This is a genomic window from Desulfovibrio sp. ZJ369 (assembly GCF_011039085.1).
Classification (GTDB): domain Bacteria; phylum Desulfobacterota; class Desulfovibrionia; order Desulfovibrionales; family Desulfovibrionaceae; genus Desulfovibrio.
On the sequence record NZ_JAAKEI010000001.1, the window covers coordinates 71098 to 85607 of the forward strand.

Genomic DNA, 14510 nt, shown 5'->3' on the forward strand with positions numbered 1-14510 from the left:
TGATGTATAACACTGTAATTTTACATGATATTTTTTCTACTCCGCCCTGCCGTTTTCAAACGTGTGCCCTAGTTGGCAATAAAAAATCCACATTTCTGTAGAAAAACAAAAAAGCTCAGGCCCGCGCAAAACGCAGACCTGAGCAGATCCCCAAAATAGTATATAAAATGAAAAGGTTATCGTACTATCTTAAAATACACATTTTTGTAGATATTTTGCACGGCTTTTTTGCCTGAACAGACAAAGAGAGGGCAATAAAACGCCTGGCGTCACGCTGCCTGCGGTTGTGGCAACAGAAAAAACCGCCAGGAAAATCTACATTCAGGTAGATTTATCCCGTTCAAGCGCAACGAGCTACGGGCGCGGTAGCAAAAATGCGACCGGATGGCGGCCCGCAGGGCCCCTTCAGCGGGCACTGTGCAGCGCTTATTGCCCGATGTTTTGAGGCGGGTTGGCGTTTTCAGGCGCGTCCTGATCTGCCATCCGCCCCTGGCCCGCCACAGCCGCGGCCCGGAAGTCTTTGTAGTCCAGCCCGTATTTCTTGAGGCGCAGGGCCATGATTCGCTCCGTAAGGCCAAGGCGCGCCGCGGCTTTGCCCATCCGGCCGCGGCTCCATTCCAGGGCTTCCACAATGCAGGCGCGTTCCAGCTCATCCAGGCGTTCCTGCAGCCCGCCGGAAATTCCGGGCAGCGCGCAGCAGGCGCTGCCGCCCTGCCTGCCGGCGCACTGGACGCTGTGCAGGCCCGGCGGCAAATGCTGGGGCAAAATCAGCCCTTCCCGCCCCACCAGAAGCACGGCCCGCTCCATGACGTTTTCCAGCTCGCGGATATTTCCGGGCCAGGCGTAACGTTGCAGCATATCCATGACGGCCAGGGAAAGGCGCGCGTTTTTGCGGTCCCCGGCCTGCGCGTAGCGGCGGATAAAGTGATCGGCAAGCGGCAGAATATCTTCCGGACGCCGGCGCAAAGGCGGCAGAAAAATGGGGAAGACATTCAGCCGGTAGAATAAATCCCGGCGAAAGCCGCCCTGCTCCACCATTTCTTCCAGATTGCGGTTGGTGGCGGTGATGATCCGCACATCCACATGCTTTGTTTCCATGCCGCCCAGGCGCTCAAAGCTGCGTTCCTGCAAGACGCGCAACAGCTTGGCCTGGGTCATCAGCGACAGCTCGCCCACTTCATCCAAAAACAATGTGCCGCCGTCAGCCAACTCAAAGCGGCCCTTGCGCATGGCATTGGCCCCGGTAAACGCGCCGCGTTCGTGCCCGAAGAGCTCGCTTTCAATGAGGTTTTCCGGCAGGGCCGCGCAGTTCAGCGATATAAACGGCCTGGCCGCGCGCGGGCCGGACGCGTGGATGGCCCGTGCCGCCAATTCCTTGCCCGTGCCGGATTCCCCCTGCAAAAAAACCGTTGTGGCGGAAGAAGCCACCTGGGCAATCTGGGCATAGACCTTCTGCATGATTTCCGAGCTGCCCACAAAACCTTTGGGCCGCAAGGAGGGCCGCCCCTCTTCGCTCATTCTGCCCTGCGTTTCCAGAGCCGTATGCCCCAGAAGCGAGGCAATGATCAGGAGCAGGCGCACGTCGTCTTCCAGCGTGGCGGTGTCGGCCAGAAGGCGATCCACGGAAAGCGCGCCCACCACCTGACCATTGAGCCGGATGGGCACGCAGATGAAGGAAATATCCTCTTTGCTCAGATCGCGCGAGCGCGTGCGGTTCAGAAAAAGCGGCTCCCTGGAAACATGGGTGATGTACATGGGCCGCCCGCTCTCAATAACCCGGCCGGTAATGCCTTCGCCGCGCACATAATGGCCGCGGCGTCGCTCCGCCGGTTTGAGGCCGTAGGACGATTCAATGCGGATCTCGCCTGTCCGGGGGGAAACCAGAGTGATGGCCCCGCGCATCATGTGCAGATGTTCCGCGATCAGGGCCAGGGCTTTATCCAGGACGCTGGCCACGTCTGTGACCGTATTCATGACCTGAACCAGCTCCAGCAAAAGCGTAAGCTGGCTTTCGCAATGGCCGGGGGTGGGCATGGAGGGGAAAGCCGGGCTGCCTGCCCTGGTTGCGCGCAACGTGGATTTGATCCTGGGCATCTGCCGCCTATATCCCAATCGGCCGCGCCGCGCAATGCGCGGCGCAAGGCCCGAAAGCGCGGGGCTGACCCTAGGCCGCGCACATTTTTCCGCAGGGCGAAAGAGTGCGCAGCAGGTTGAGCAGATCCGTCACCCCATGTCGGCGGCACGCCAGATAACAGCTTGTATATTCGCGATGCGTGAGCCGGGCGGCGAAAACAGGGTAGCGTCGTTCCCGGGCGGCAAAGGGCAGGCCCAGCAGCGGCCCCAGGGCCGGATGGATGGGCAGCCAGAAATCCTCTTGCGGATGAACGTAGGTTCGGCGCGCGTCTTCCGGCAGACGGCCCAGGCCAAGCAGACGCAAGAGGCAGTCCGCCACATGAAAGAGTAAGGTTTTGCCCGGATGGTTGACTGTGATGAACAATTGCTCGTCTCGCCAGCGCTCGCGCAAAAGCGACGCGCAGCGAATAGGGGCATGCGCTTCCTTGGCCTCCTCGCGCGTCAGCGAATCCTCGGCCACGGCCGCCACATCGCCCAGCAATGCGGGATCGCCCCGCAGATAGAGATGCAGAACCTCCTCCGGGGCCAGCCCCTGGGCCAATAAACGCTCCAGCAAACTGTCCGCGAAGTTGACGGCTTTTATGGCGTTGGTCCAGAAGGGCCAGTATCCCTTGAAAAAAAGATTGGGAATTTCCACAACCTGACAGGAAGGTGAAAGACGCGGCAGGAGCTGCTCGGTGGAAAGCGCGCCCCAACGCGGGGCAAGACGCTGATACAGAAAAAGCGCGCACTGTTTCAGATCCGCTTCGGCAATGCTTTGGCGGGTGTAGTTGACATACTGCCGGATGCGGAAAAAGCGGCTGAAGGCCGGGCTGTTTTCCAGCAGCGGGCGCAAGGCGTCACCCTGGCAGTTGGCGTGCAGAAGACAAAGGGCCGATGGCATGGGATGTCCGTCAAAAAAACATTTTTGCCGGAATATTGCACAGATTATGCCAGAAAACGACAGGTGGGCTGAATGTGTCCCACGACGCCGACGGGCGCTCTGTGGGCCGCCCCCTGGCGGCATTTTCAGGCGTCCGGCATTTCCAGATAGGTGGCAGTCTGGCTGCCTTTTTCCGAAACGCTCACGCTGAAGAGGCGCACGGCCCGCGCCTGGGGATCAGCGCTGCGAGCCAGCCGATGGGCCATATTTTGCCAGATGTGGCGAGCGAGATTCTCCGAAGAGGGATTGATGCGCTCAAAGGGCGGCGTTTCGTTGAGAACCCGGTGGTCCAGCTCCCGCAGGGTCTCCTTGAGCGCGCTTTTGAGCGTTTTGAAATCCAGCAGCAGCTCGGTATCCGGTGTCAGGCGCTCGCCCTCCACCGTCAATTCCACGGCGAAATTGTGGCCGTGCAGGCGTTCGCATTTGCCCTGGTAGCAGCGCAGGGCATGCCCGGCCGAAAATTCGTCGCGCACCGTAAGACGCCAGAATTGCCGCGCCATCAGGACAAAATCCAGTAGACTATCAGGGCCGAGATGAAAACAATGATGATGGCCAGGACAATACGGGCGTTCTGGTTCCATTCAAAGCCGGGAGTCTCGTCATCCAGTTCGGCATCACTGACGGATGTGGACGGCGGGCTGAAGATGCGTTGCAGCCAGGAGGAAAAGGACATGGTTCTCCAGAAAAAGATTTTTGCGCGATTACGATGCTGTTCGCGTCATACTACTGAGAGGCTGTTTTTTTGTCAAAAGGTGCGAGGGGGCCGAAAATCATCAGCCCCCAGTACCAGGCAACACCTGAAATGAAGTGTTCAGTCCCACAGCGCCCCTTTCGCTTGCGCCTTGCGCCTGCATTCCGTACATTGGACTGGAGCCTTTGCAGGCTTCATACCGCACGCAAGGAGAAAGCCATGAAAGTTCTTTTGCTCAACGGCAGTCCGCACCCCAAGGGCTGTACATATACGGCCCTGTCAACCGTGGCCGGCCAGCTGGAAAAAAACGGTCTGGCCACGGATATTTTGCAAATGGGCAACAAAGCCGTGCGCGGCTGCATTGCCTGCGGCAAGTGCGCAAAAACCGGCCACTGCGTGTTCACCGACGATGCGGTCAACACGGCCATTGACAAGCTGCGCGAGGCCGATGCGTTCGTGGTGGGTTCGCCGGTCTATTATGCCGGGCCCAACGGCTCCATCTGCGCCTTTCTGGATCGGATGTTCTACCTGAAAGCCGCGCCCTACGCCTTCAAACCCGCAGCCGCGGTGGTCAGTTGCCGCCGGGGCGGGGCCAGCGCCTCCTTTGACCGACTCAATAAATATTTCACCATCGCGCGCATGCCCGTAGTTTCCTCCCAGTACTGGAACTCCGTACACGGGAATACCCCGCAGGAAGTGCTTCAGGACAAGGAAGGCCTGCAGATCATGCGCACGCTGGGCGACAATATGGCCTGGCTGCTCAAGTGCATTGCCGCAGGCAAGGCCGCGGGCGTGGCCTGTCCGACGCCGGAACCCTGGGAGCCTACCAACTTCATCCACTGAGGATTGCCTGCAAAGCAGGATTTTTTTTCGCTGCCGGGCAAAAAATCCGGGCTGAGGGCGCAGCTCCGAAGCCGGGCCCGGCATCAGGACACATCCGGCCCTTGCACGGGATAAAGGCGGCCGGCGCCCTGCGCTTTATGCGGTACAGGGTGCCGGCTGTGCCGTCTTTGAGCCGCACAGGCGGTTCTGCCGCAAGAACAGGGGCGAAAGCGCGGCGCTGTGCCAGGCAGTCTGAAAAACCTTCTGGCGCAACAGCACGCACCCTTGCATATTTTCCAAAAATACGTACTCTTACATAAACAGTCCGGCATGCCTGCGGTATACGCGCGCCCACATGGCGCTGCGTCCGTCTTTGCTCTTGCAGGTTTCGGCATGCCTGCCGCAAATTTTTCGCGGTGGTTCCTTCGGACCACCCCACAAAAGGATTTTCATGACCACTGACCAGGATTTTTCCGTGGCCGCGTCTGACGCTTCCGCCCCCAATGCGCCGGACAGCGCAAGCCAGGACGCCCCCAAGCCCAAACGCCGCACTTCTTCCCGCAGATCTTCAAAAAAACCTTCCGATGCAGTCACGTCCCAGAAGTCAGCCGAGGTCGGCAACAGTGCCGCCGATGCCGAGGAAGTGGCTTCCCAAAGGCCCAAAACTTCCAAATCACGCGGCAGCCGGGCACGCACCGCCGCGACGCCCGAAGAAAATACAGCAGAGCCTGCGGCCAGGCCCCGGCGTTCCACAGCGCGGAGCGCCCAACGCCCCAAAACCGCGGCAAAAACCGACACAGAGACAGCGCCGGCCGCAATGCCCCTGCCCGAACAAGCCCCAGAGGGCGATACCCAACAAATTCCCCCCCTTGCGCCGGATGGCAAAGCCAGGCCCACGGCTCCGAAACGCGCCCGCGCAAGCGCGGCCCGCGGCGCTCGTGGCAGCCGCTCCAAGCAATCGGAAAATGAGCAGTCGGCCCCGCCCGAAGCCGCAGCATTGCAGGAAGGCGAATCCGGGACAGTGGAAAGCCGCCGCAGCGAAGCGCCTTTGCCTCCCGTGGAAAACGCGCCCCCTGCGCAGGATGCGCCTCCGTCCCAGGCTGTGACGGCAGACGATGCAAGTGCCGCAACGCCGGACGAGGCGGCTGTCATTGATGCGATTGATGCGTCGGAAGCATCCGCCGCAACGGACGAAAACGGCGAGTCGCCCCGGCGCAAAAGCCGCCGGGGCCGCCGGGGCGGCCGCGGGCGCAGCCGCAAGACCAGGCCGGCTGACGCGGATGAGGCCGCAGCAGATGCCGTGAGCGAAGCTGTTGCCCACAGTGCGGAGGATGACGCGGCTATGACGGCGGAAGAGGCCGCCAGCCCCGACGACGGGGCACAAACGGCTCAAGCCCGCGCCAAAGCGACAAAAAGCCGTGAAACCCGGAGCGTTGACGACGAGAGCGAGACGAACGCCACAGCGCGGGCTGCCACGGCCAGAACCAGGGCGGACGCCGCTCCCGGAAAACGGCGCATGTTCATCAGCGTGCTGCCCGGCGAGCAGGTGGAGGTGGCCCTGGCCGAAGAAGGTCAGGTGCTGGAATACTACCTTGACATGCTCCACCAACGCAAAATCAAGGGCAATATTTACAAGGGCGTCATTCACAATATTGACACCAACCTGCAAGCCGCCTTTGTGAGTTACGGATCGGGCAAAAACGGCTTTTTGCAGATTGACGAGATTCATCCCGAATACTGGCTTGCGCATCACGAGCCGGCCAAAGGCAAAAAATTTCCGCCCATCCAGAAGGTGCTCAAGGCCGGGCAGGAAGTGCTTGTGCAGGTGGTCAAGGAGCCCACAGGCAACAAGGGCGCGTTTCTGACCACCTGGCTTTCGCTGGCAGGACGCTTTCTGGTGCTCACGCCGGGTCAGGAACAGATCGGCGTTTCGCGCAAGGTGGATAACGACGAGGAACGCAGCCGCCTGCGTGATCTGATGACCGGCATTGATCCCGGTCAGGGTCTGGGTGTCATCGTGCGCACGGTCAGCGCCGGCACGCCCAAGACCACGCTGAAAAACGATCTGCAATATCTCAAACGCCTCTGGCGCGACATCCGCAAAAAAGCCACCGAAGTTTCGGCCCCGGCCCTGGTGTACCAGGAACCCGGCCTTTCCGAGCGCGCGGTGCGCGACTACCTCACGGACGATGTGTGCGAAATCTGGGTGGACAATGAAGAGGTCGCCCAGTCTATCCGCGATACCGTCAGCCTGCTTTTCCCGCGCAAAAAGGATCTGGTACGGCTGCACGACGACGTGCGCCAACCCATGTGGGAACGTTTCAACCTTCGCCGTCAACTCGATCAAATCTATTCCCGCGAAGTGCTCTTGCCTTCGGGCGGTCGCCTGGTCTTTGACCAGACCGAAGCGCTGATGGCCATTGATATCAATTCCGGCAAAATTTCCGGCAAGGGCAATTTTGAAGCCATGGCCCACAAGACCAATATGGAAGCCGCGGAAACCATTGCCCGTCACCTCAAATTGCGGGATGTGGGCGGGCAGGTGGTCATTGACTTCATCGAAATGCGCGAAAAAAAACATGTGCTGGAAGTGGAGAAGACCCTGCGCGCGGCCATGAAAAACGATCGCGCGCGGCACGACGTAGGCCGGATGAGCTCCTTCGGCCTGCTGGAACTGGTGCGCCAGCGCACCGGCTCCTCGGCCCTGGCCATCACTATGGAGCCCTGCCCGGCCTGCGGCGGCACGGGCCAGCGCCGCAACCTGGAATGGCAGGCCCTGCAGGCCCTGCGTGAACTGCGCCGCACGTTGCGCGCCGGCTCCAATCCGAAATGCGTTTTTCAGACCAGCCCGGAACTGGGCCTTTATCTGCTCAACCACAAGCGCGACAGTCTGCGCGAAATGGAGCAGGATTACGGAAAATGCCTGGAAATAGCGATCCGCGCCTGAACGACGCGGCCTTGCCGGATCAGACCGCAGGCGCGTCCTGCCCCAGGCCCTCCGGGCATGGTGTGCGCTCGGATCAGCGCGGCCCCAAGAGCCTGCTCCTGCATGTCTGCTGCGGCCCCTGCGCGATCATGCCTCTCAGCCGCCTGCTGGACGAGGGTTTTGCGCTCACGGCCTGGTTCATGAATCCCAATATCCACCCCCTGACCGAATACCTGCGCCGCCGCGAGGCAGCCGGGGAATGCGCCGCGCGGCTGGGCGTGGATATCCTTTACGCGGACGAAACCTGGGATATTACGGCCTGGCTGCGCGCCGTGGCCGGCCGGGACGTGCCGCCGTCGCGTTGCGCCTTCTGCTGTGAAAGCCGCCTTGCGGCCGCTTTTGCCAAAGCGCGGGAGCTGGGCTTTGCCTGGGTGAGCACCAGCCTGCTCTACTCCCGTTACCAGCCGCATGAGACCATCGCTGCGGCGGGCCAGCGCCTGACGCAGGCGTATGCGGCCAGGCCGGAGAACAGTGGGGATTGCGGCCGGGGCGGACCTGCCTTTCTCTATCGGGATTTCCGCGCGGACTGGCAGGCAGGCATTGACCGTTCCAAGGCCTGGGGCCTTTACCGCCAGCCCTATTGCGGGTGTGTGTACAGCGAAGCGGATCGCTACCGCAAACGGCTTGTCCGTTTGACGCAGCACGCTGCCAAGGAGTAATTGTTATGCCAGGATAACTTTTTGCTTGACCTGGCGCGCGCTTTTCCGTAAGAAATGTTCTGTCTTCACCATTCCCCGATAGCTCAATCGGCAGAGCGGGTGACTGTTAATCACTAGGTTGGCGGTTCAAGTCCGTCTCGGGGAGCCAATTCCAAATCCAAGGAAGCCCCACAAAGCCCAAAAGGCCTTGTGGGGCTTCACTTTTCTCCTTTTTGACGCTCGGCCATCCGGTAACGTCTATCGACATACCGACCGTCAGGTCGGTATAATGTTCGGTATCCGATGTGAGCTGTCGCGTAAAATGAGAACGTGCCGGGGCAGATTTTCCGCTCTGGCACGTTTTTTGTATAGTTCTCGCGCTGTGTTGCCCGCGTGTGTCAGAGCATACACAAATCTAGCCCTCAATTATCCATCCCACAAAGTCCCCGAAGCGGAAGACTTCCACCGCGTCCTCGCCAAGTTCGCCGGGGTACAGCGGGCGGAAAATGGCGTCCTCGCCAAAATTTTTGAGCGGCTTCAGCGCGAGCGGCTCATTGCCGTCAAAATCAAGGTTCTTTCTCTTGACAGCACTATCATCAAGGTTCACCCCGATGGAACAGGGGCTTAAAAAAACAGGCCCCCAATCCATCGGCAAATCCAGAGGCGGATGGACAACCAAACTTCATTTGGTTGCCGCGTCCCCTGAATGTGCCCTGATATTCAGTCTTTCCCCCGGCAATGCGGGAGATGCAAGAAGGGAACGTCCGCCAGCGGCGGCCTGTGCAGGGTCAGCAGCGCGCTTTCCAACTGCGCCAGAAGACTTTTCAGCCCTTCGCCGCTTTTGGCCGAAACCGGCAGGGCAGTTGGAAAAGCATCGGCCAGCTCGGCTCTGGCCGGGGCTTCCAGCTGATCCCATTTGTTGAGCAGCAGCAGGCGCGGCACGCGATTCAGTTCCATTTCGGCAAGAATTGTTTCCACGGCCGCAATCTGCTGCAACAGGTCGGGATGCGAAGCGTCCGCCACATGCAGCAGCAAATCCGCCGCGTCCAGCTCTTCCAGAGTGGCGCGGAAGGCGTCGGTCAGCTCTTGGGGCAGATTGCGGATAAAGCCCACGGTATCGGCCAGAATGATTTCTTTTTCAGCAGGAAAGCGCAGCCGCCGGGTGGTCGGATCCAATGTGGCGAAGAGCTTGTTTTCAGCCCGCACTTCCGAGCGGGTCAACGTGTTCAGAAGGGTAGACTTGCCTGCATTGGTATAGCCCACCAGCGCGGCCAGGGGAATGCCCTGGCGCGAGCGGCGGCTTCGGGTGAAGGCGCGTTGTCGCCGCAGCTGATCCAGCTCTTTGCGCAGCCGCGTCATGCGCTCGCGGCTTTTGCGGCGATCCGTTTCCAGCTTGGTTTCACCGGGCCCGCGGCCGCCGATGCCGCCCATCAGCCGATCCATGGCCCGGTTTTTGCCCACCAGCCGCGGCAGGGTATACCGCAACTGAGCCAGCTCTACCTGGAGCTTGCCTGCTCTGCTTACGGCATGCTGCGCAAAAATGTCCAGAATAAGCTGGGTGCGGTCAATGACCTTGCGCTCGGTGATGTCAGCCAGATTATGCAGCTGCGTGGGCGAGAGCTCGCCGTCGAAAACCAGCATGCCCGCGCGGCCCTGCAGGGCCAGCACTTCCAGTTCCGCCACTTTGCCTTTGCCCAGGATCAGGCGGGGATTGATCTGCGCCACGCGCTGCACCATGCGCCCGGCTACAATCAACCCGGCTGTGCGGGCCAGTTCGGCCAGCTCGTCCAGGTTGCGCTCCTGCAAAACCCGCGGCAGGGTCGCCACGGAAACCAGCAGAGCGCGCGGCGCGGCGCCGGCCTGCCGGGCATCCTCGGCGCTGCGGCCCAGTTCCGCTTCCAGCGCCTCGGCTGTGGCCGAAAACTGCGCGGCCGTATGATCCCAGGGGCGCGGCGCTTCCAGATGGTAAGGCTTGTCTGCCGCGCCCGATGGCAGCAGATGCGCGGCCTGCCATTGTACAGGCTCGCCTGTCGGGTTCACGCTGAGCGTGATGATCGCGTCCAGCCGCAGGAAGAGCATATCCATGAGGTCTTCCTGGCTCACGCCGTCAGGCGAAAGGTGGGTATGCAGGAATCGCAGGCCGCGCAGACGATCCGCGCCGGAACGGCCGCGCGGCAGTTCGGGAATCAGAATGCTTGCAGGCTCGCCCACCAGAACCATGTTCACCCGGCCCTTGCGATCGATAAGCAAACCCACCTGCCGCCCCACGGCGCGCGAAAGCAGCGCGAGCTCGCGGGCCTGCTCAATGGTATAAACGTCTTCGGCCGGAAAACGGCGGTTGAAAAGCCGGTTCAGCGCGTTGATCTGACTTGGCTTGAGGCCTTGCAGGTTGCCTTCGGGTTTAGAGATGGGGAACTCCTGGGGTTAGGGCCGCAGATAGGACGTGATCAGCGCGTCATAGCGCGAGGTGGCCTCAAAAGCCCGCGAAGCCATAATCTGCCGGAACTCCAGGCCCACGGTCATTTCATTCTTGCGCATTTCATCCATTGCCGCACCGTACCATTGCGGCGAGGGCAGCACCAGGACGCTGTGAAAGTTTTTGGCCGCAGCGCGCAGCATGCAGGGGCCGCCGATATCGATTTCCTCCACGGCTTCTTCCAGAGAAAGGCGACGCTCCACAGCGCCGGCAAAGTCGTAGAGGTTGACGCAGACCAGGTCAAAAGGCCGGATGCCCTTTTCCGCCAGGGTCTGCAAATGGAAGGGATCGTCCTTATTGGCCAGGATGCCCGCGTGGATTTTGGGATGCAGCGTTTTGACGCGGCCGTCCAGAATTTCCGGAAAACCCGTCACCGTGCTTACGGCAGTGACGGGCAGCCCGGCCGCGCAGAGCACTTTCTGGGTGCCCCCCGTGGAGATCAGCTCCACGCCGCGCGCAACAAGAAATGTGGCGAAATCCACAAGCCCGCTCTTGTCTGTGACGCTCAAAATAGCGCGACGGATGGGCAATCTTTCCATGAGGGCACTCCTTGCAGACGAAACGTATACCTGCCGGCGAGCGAATTCAGTGTCAGATCCGACGCTCACAAACACTTTTCCTGTACCGGAAAAAAAAACTCTTCGCAACGGCCTGCGCGCAGGCAGGTTTTTCGGATGCCGCGCCTTGTGGGAGACCTTTTCGCACTGCTTGCTCTCCTGCGCGGGCCAGGGTATTTTGCCGCCAGTGGAGGGAGTATGCTGATCAAACTTGTTTCCTGGAATGTAAACGGCCTGCGGGCCCTGGCCGCCAAAAGCGATTGGCGCTGGTTCGCGGAAACGGACGCGCAGATTGTGGCCCTGCAGGAAACCAAGGCCCATCCCGATCAGCTCAGGCCGGAAGTGGCCGAGCCCGCCGGTTGGCAGGCGCACTGGGATTCAAGCCATGTCAGGAAAGGCTATTCGGGCGTAGCCGTATTCAGCAAGATCGCCCCTCTGGCCGCGCGGGCGGAACTGCCCGATCCCGCCTACCAGGGCGAGGGGCGTTTGCTGCATCTCGAATTTGCGGATTTTCATTTTTTCAACGGGTACTTCCCCAATGGCGGGGCCGAGGAGTTGGATGAAAACGGCAAGCCCACAGGGCGATTCAGGCGCGTGCCCTATAAAATGGGTTTTTTCGAGGCGTTTCTGAGCTATGCCGAAGAGTGCCGCCAAAGCAAACCTGTTGTGGTCTGCGGGGATTTCAACATTGCCCACAAAGCCATTGATCTGGCACGCCCCAGGCAAAATGTGAAAAATACCGGTTTTCTGCCCGAAGAACGCGCCTTTTTGGATCGTTTCACAGCAATGGGCTATGTGGATACCTTCCGCCAGGTGCATGGCGACAAAACCGGCTGCTATTCCTGGTGGTCGTACAAAACGCGCGCGCGGGCAAAGAACATCGGCTGGCGCATTGATTATTTTTTTGTTTCCGAAGAACTGGAGCCGGCCATCCGCGACGCCTGGATTGAAGACCAGGTCTACGGCTCGGATCATTGCCCGGTGGGCCTTGCCCTGGAACTGTAGCGCCTGCCCGCATTTCTGCCGCCACAGCAGCGCGATGACGGCACGATGCGGCGCGGGTTCTGCCCAAGCGAGCGGAGGCAGCCCGCAGGGCTGTTGCCGTTGACGAGTACAATGAGCCTTGCGGCAATCGACAGCAGCGATAAGCGCTTTTTCCGTCAGAACGAAACTTTGAAACGCACGGCGGCTCAAAAGCAATATGCTCTAGAGCATTTTGCTTTTGAAATTATTCAATTTCAAAAGCGGCGCTGCCATCATTTCGCGTCCAGAGCGCGGTCTGGACGCTCATTCGGCGCGGGCGCCAGCTAACGCTGTCGCCAGAGCGGTTTAGCTAATTTTATTAGCAAACCGCTCTAGCTCTTCCCCGTCCGAAGAGCCGGAGGCACACAGGAGGCAGTCCGATCTCCGCAAGGCACTTTCCCGTCCGTGGATTTCAGCGTGATTTCGCCGATGGGATCTCAGGCGTTCGGGTCACCAGATCGCTCAGGGCCAGGATGGTGTTGGCATAGGTTTGTGAATGGTTGTAGGCCATCAGGATCTTGTGCTGCCGGTCGCGCGCGAGCCCCGGCTTCCAGCCGTGTCTGGCCAGATAGTTGGCCAGGCTGGCCACCGCGTCGGGCACGCTGAAAAGATCCACCTTTCCGTCGCCGTCGCCGTCAGCGCCATAGACGGCAATATTGGAGGGCATAAACTGGCACAGACCCACGGCCCCGTAAATAGAACCGGGGAGCGTGCGCGGATCGGCCTTCTCGCGCAGCAGATGCTGCAGCAAGGCGCGCACTTCCTTGTACGCCCAGTCTGCGCGCCTGGGCATGGTTGCTGCAAACCAGTCCAGATGCTGCTCATAGCCGGGCATGCGCGGCAGCCATTGGCTGATGCTTTGGGGCTCCCGGCTCACCGCCATGCTGGCCAGGGTGTAAAAGGCATTTTCAGGCACGTCGGCCAGCACCTTGCCGAGGCGCGTCTCCACAAAAAGCAGGGATGCGGCAATGGCCGGGGGCACGCCGTAGCACGCCTCGGCACTGGCAAAAGCCTGCGCGTTGGCCGCGATAAACTCCCGGCACAAGCGGGCGTTGCGCTCTGTGGCCACGCCCTTGTAATACAAGGGCGCGGGCTTGCCCGAAGGCGGCCTGGGGAAAAAACGCCGCAGATAGAGCTCGCGCATCTTGCGGCCCATGGGCGACTGGCTGGGCGTATTCCCCAGCGTGGCCAGCAGCCTGTCCACCTCGGGGCCGGCCAGACCGTCCGCGGCCAGGCGGCGGGCCAGGGGCTGCCACACAGGCGCAATGCCCGCAGCCGGGCCGGGCGGCGCGGCCTGCGTATGGCCGCCCGGCGCCGACACGCTTGCAGAGTCGCTTGAGGCTGGCGCGCCCCGGTTTGGGGAAAGCGGCGGAACAGGATCTGAAATTGTGTCGCCCGTCGCGCCTGCGGCGGGCGGCGGTGAAGCCGTTTGGGCCCCGCCGCAGGCAGCGAGCAACAAACAAATGGTCAAAAAGCAGCCCGGCAAAAAAACCCGGCAAAAGCATACGGTTTTGTGCCGCGGCCGCCAAGGGCGCATGCTTACAGCTCCTGCAGAATCCAGACGACCCGGCCCAACAGGCGCTTGGCCAGCAGTTCGGGCGTCAATGCGGTTTCGGGAAAATCCGGACTCTCCGAGCGCAGCAGATAGCCGTCCTGCGCGCTGTTCAAAAACACGCGGCGCAGCATAAGCCCTTCATTGGGCGCAAAAATGGCGTATATCTGGCCGGAAACCACGGTATTGTCCAGAGTATCCACACCCAAATGCGCTCCGGGAAGGATCAGGGGGCTCATGTTGGCCCCGCGCATGCGCAGCACCAGAAGCCCTTCCCGTCCCAGAGAAAGCGGCAAGGCGATTTTGCCCACCGGCGTCAGCTCCGGCCGGGAGGCCTTGTCGTTATACGCGCACTGCATGTCGAAAATCGTGGAAACGGAATGCTTGGCCAGGGCATCACCGTAATGGGCCGCGCTTTCGGCCAGAGCGGCCGGCGCGTCCTGCGGCATGTAGCCGTGCTCGGTGCGCAGATACATGGGCCCTACTCCCTGCTTGAGCCAGTCAGGGTTAAGACCGAACTTTTCAAACAACTTCATATACCAGTCGCCCGGCACGGAATTGCGCCGTTTGGCGTCTGAAATGCTCGACTGGCGAATATCCAGCACTTCGGCCAGTTCCACTTGGGTGCGGCTGCTGGTGGCCAGCTTGATGCGTTCGTATATCTCTGCAAAGGCAGGCATGAGGCGACTCCATAACGCGGCTCAGGGCCG

13 protein-coding genes, 1 tRNA gene and 1 pseudogene are annotated in these 14510 nt (G+C 60.9%); 7 read left to right on the forward strand and 8 right to left on the reverse strand.

The window, feature by feature from the left end; translation table 11 throughout:
- Nucleotides 1-426 precede the first annotated feature (426 nt).
- From G7Y51_RS00295 to G7Y51_RS00310, 4 genes are all read right to left on the reverse strand, one after another.
- The gene (locus G7Y51_RS00295; RefSeq protein WP_206214219.1) at nt 427-2094 is read right to left on the reverse strand and encodes a sigma 54-interacting transcriptional regulator; all 1668 of its coding nucleotides are present in this window, start codon (nt 2092-2094) and stop codon (nt 427-429) included.
- A gap of 70 nt (nt 2095-2164) precedes the next feature.
- The gene (locus tag G7Y51_RS00300; protein ID WP_165174440.1) at nt 2165-3016 is read right to left on the reverse strand and encodes a WcbI family polysaccharide biosynthesis putative acetyltransferase; all 852 of its coding nucleotides are present in this window, start codon (nt 3014-3016) and stop codon (nt 2165-2167) included.
- Nucleotides 3017-3141: 125 nt separating this feature from the next.
- Nucleotides 3142-3555: a 6-carboxytetrahydropterin synthase QueD gene (queD, locus tag G7Y51_RS00305; protein ID WP_165174441.1), complete on the reverse strand. Its 414-nt coding sequence runs from the start codon at nt 3553-3555 to the stop codon at nt 3142-3144.
- Nucleotides 3555-3728: a hypothetical protein gene (locus G7Y51_RS00310; protein WP_165071923.1), complete on the reverse strand. Its 174-nt coding sequence runs from the start codon at nt 3726-3728 to the stop codon at nt 3555-3557. Before G7Y51_RS00310 ends, queD begins: the two co-directional genes overlap by 1 nt.
- A gap of 237 nt (nt 3729-3965) precedes the next feature.
- On the opposite strand from G7Y51_RS00310, the gene G7Y51_RS00315 reads away from it, so the two are divergent.
- The 5 genes and pseudogenes from G7Y51_RS00315 to G7Y51_RS13655 all read left to right on the forward strand — a co-directional run.
- Nucleotides 3966-4589 (forward strand): flavodoxin family protein, encoded by a 624-nt coding sequence (locus tag G7Y51_RS00315; protein ID WP_165174442.1) that lies wholly within the window; start codon nt 3966-3968, stop codon nt 4587-4589.
- A gap of 430 nt (nt 4590-5019) precedes the next feature.
- The gene (locus tag G7Y51_RS00320; RefSeq protein WP_165174443.1) at nt 5020-7515 is read left to right on the forward strand and encodes an Rne/Rng family ribonuclease; all 2496 of its coding nucleotides are present in this window, start codon (nt 5020-5022) and stop codon (nt 7513-7515) included.
- Nucleotides 7488-8213 (forward strand): epoxyqueuosine reductase QueH, encoded by a 726-nt coding sequence (locus tag G7Y51_RS00325; protein ID WP_165174444.1) that lies wholly within the window; start codon nt 7488-7490, stop codon nt 8211-8213. The genes G7Y51_RS00320 and G7Y51_RS00325 overlap by 28 nt, the downstream gene beginning before the upstream one ends.
- A 72-nt stretch (nt 8214-8285) precedes the next feature.
- A tRNA-Asn gene (locus G7Y51_RS00330) sits at nt 8286-8361 on the forward strand.
- 324 nt (nt 8362-8685) lie between these two features.
- Nucleotides 8686-8941: pseudogene (locus tag G7Y51_RS13655) on the forward strand (IS5/IS1182 family transposase); the annotation flags it as partial.
- Here G7Y51_RS13655 and hflX read toward each other — a convergent pair.
- Together hflX and G7Y51_RS00345 are read right to left on the reverse strand one after the other, a co-directional pair.
- Nucleotides 8913-10460: a GTPase HflX gene (hflX, locus tag G7Y51_RS00340; protein WP_241160076.1), complete on the reverse strand. Its 1548-nt coding sequence runs from the start codon at nt 10458-10460 to the stop codon at nt 8913-8915. The pseudogene G7Y51_RS13655 and the gene hflX sit on opposite strands and share 29 nt — an antisense overlap.
- A 156-nt stretch (nt 10461-10616) precedes the next feature.
- Nucleotides 10617-11207 (reverse strand): IMP cyclohydrolase, encoded by a 591-nt coding sequence (locus tag G7Y51_RS00345; protein WP_165174445.1) that lies wholly within the window; start codon nt 11205-11207, stop codon nt 10617-10619.
- A gap of 216 nt (nt 11208-11423) precedes the next feature.
- Between G7Y51_RS00345 and G7Y51_RS00350 the strand changes: the two genes are divergently transcribed.
- Nucleotides 11424-12230 carry an exodeoxyribonuclease III gene (locus tag G7Y51_RS00350; RefSeq protein WP_165174446.1) on the forward strand — a complete coding sequence of 269 codons (807 nt, stop codon included), beginning with the start codon at nt 11424-11426 and terminating at the stop codon, nt 12228-12230.
- A 111-nt stretch (nt 12231-12341) separates the two neighbouring features.
- A complete protein-coding gene (locus G7Y51_RS00355; RefSeq protein WP_165174447.1) occupies nt 12342-12536 on the forward strand; it encodes a hypothetical protein in 195 nt (64 codons plus the stop codon).
- Nucleotides 12537-12660: 124 nt separating this feature from the next.
- Here G7Y51_RS00355 and G7Y51_RS00360 read toward each other — a convergent pair whose 3' ends face one another.
- Entirely contained in the window at nt 12661-13569 is a 909-nt protein-coding gene (locus G7Y51_RS00360) for a lytic murein transglycosylase (RefSeq protein WP_241160077.1), read from the reverse strand.
- 218 nt (nt 13570-13787) lie between these two features.
- A complete protein-coding gene (locus tag G7Y51_RS00365; RefSeq protein ID WP_165174449.1) occupies nt 13788-14480 on the reverse strand; it encodes a helix-turn-helix domain-containing protein in 693 nt (230 codons plus the stop codon).
- Nucleotides 14481-14510 lie beyond the last annotated feature (30 nt).

What these genes read in the sequence shown, in the direction of transcription:
- G7Y51_RS00320 (WP_165174443.1), top strand. Translation starts at nt 5,020, where the DNA reads ATGACCACTGACCAGGATTTTTCCGTGGCCGCGTCTGACGCTTCCGCC.
- G7Y51_RS00300 (WP_165174440.1), bottom strand. Translation starts at nt 3,016, where the DNA reads ATGCCATCGGCCCTTTGTCTTCTGCACGCCAACTGCCAGGGTGACGCC.
- G7Y51_RS00325 (WP_165174444.1), top strand. Translation starts at nt 7,488, where the DNA reads ATGCCTGGAAATAGCGATCCGCGCCTGAACGACGCGGCCTTGCCGGAT.
- G7Y51_RS00310 (WP_165071923.1), bottom strand. Translation starts at nt 3,728, where the DNA reads ATGTCCTTTTCCTCCTGGCTGCAACGCATCTTCAGCCCGCCGTCCACA.
- G7Y51_RS00315 (WP_165174442.1), top strand. Translation starts at nt 3,966, where the DNA reads ATGAAAGTTCTTTTGCTCAACGGCAGTCCGCACCCCAAGGGCTGTACA.
- G7Y51_RS00350 (WP_165174446.1), top strand. Translation starts at nt 11,424, where the DNA reads ATGCTGATCAAACTTGTTTCCTGGAATGTAAACGGCCTGCGGGCCCTG.
- G7Y51_RS00355 (WP_165174447.1), top strand. Translation starts at nt 12,342, where the DNA reads ATGAGCCTTGCGGCAATCGACAGCAGCGATAAGCGCTTTTTCCGTCAG.
- G7Y51_RS00365 (WP_165174449.1), bottom strand. Translation starts at nt 14,480, where the DNA reads ATGCCTGCCTTTGCAGAGATATACGAACGCATCAAGCTGGCCACCAGC.
- G7Y51_RS00345 (WP_165174445.1), bottom strand. Translation starts at nt 11,207, where the DNA reads ATGGAAAGATTGCCCATCCGTCGCGCTATTTTGAGCGTCACAGACAAG.
- queD (WP_165174441.1), bottom strand. Translation starts at nt 3,555, where the DNA reads ATGGCGCGGCAATTCTGGCGTCTTACGGTGCGCGACGAATTTTCGGCC.
- G7Y51_RS00295 (WP_206214219.1), bottom strand. Translation starts at nt 2,094, where the DNA reads ATGCCCAGGATCAAATCCACGTTGCGCGCAACCAGGGCAGGCAGCCCG.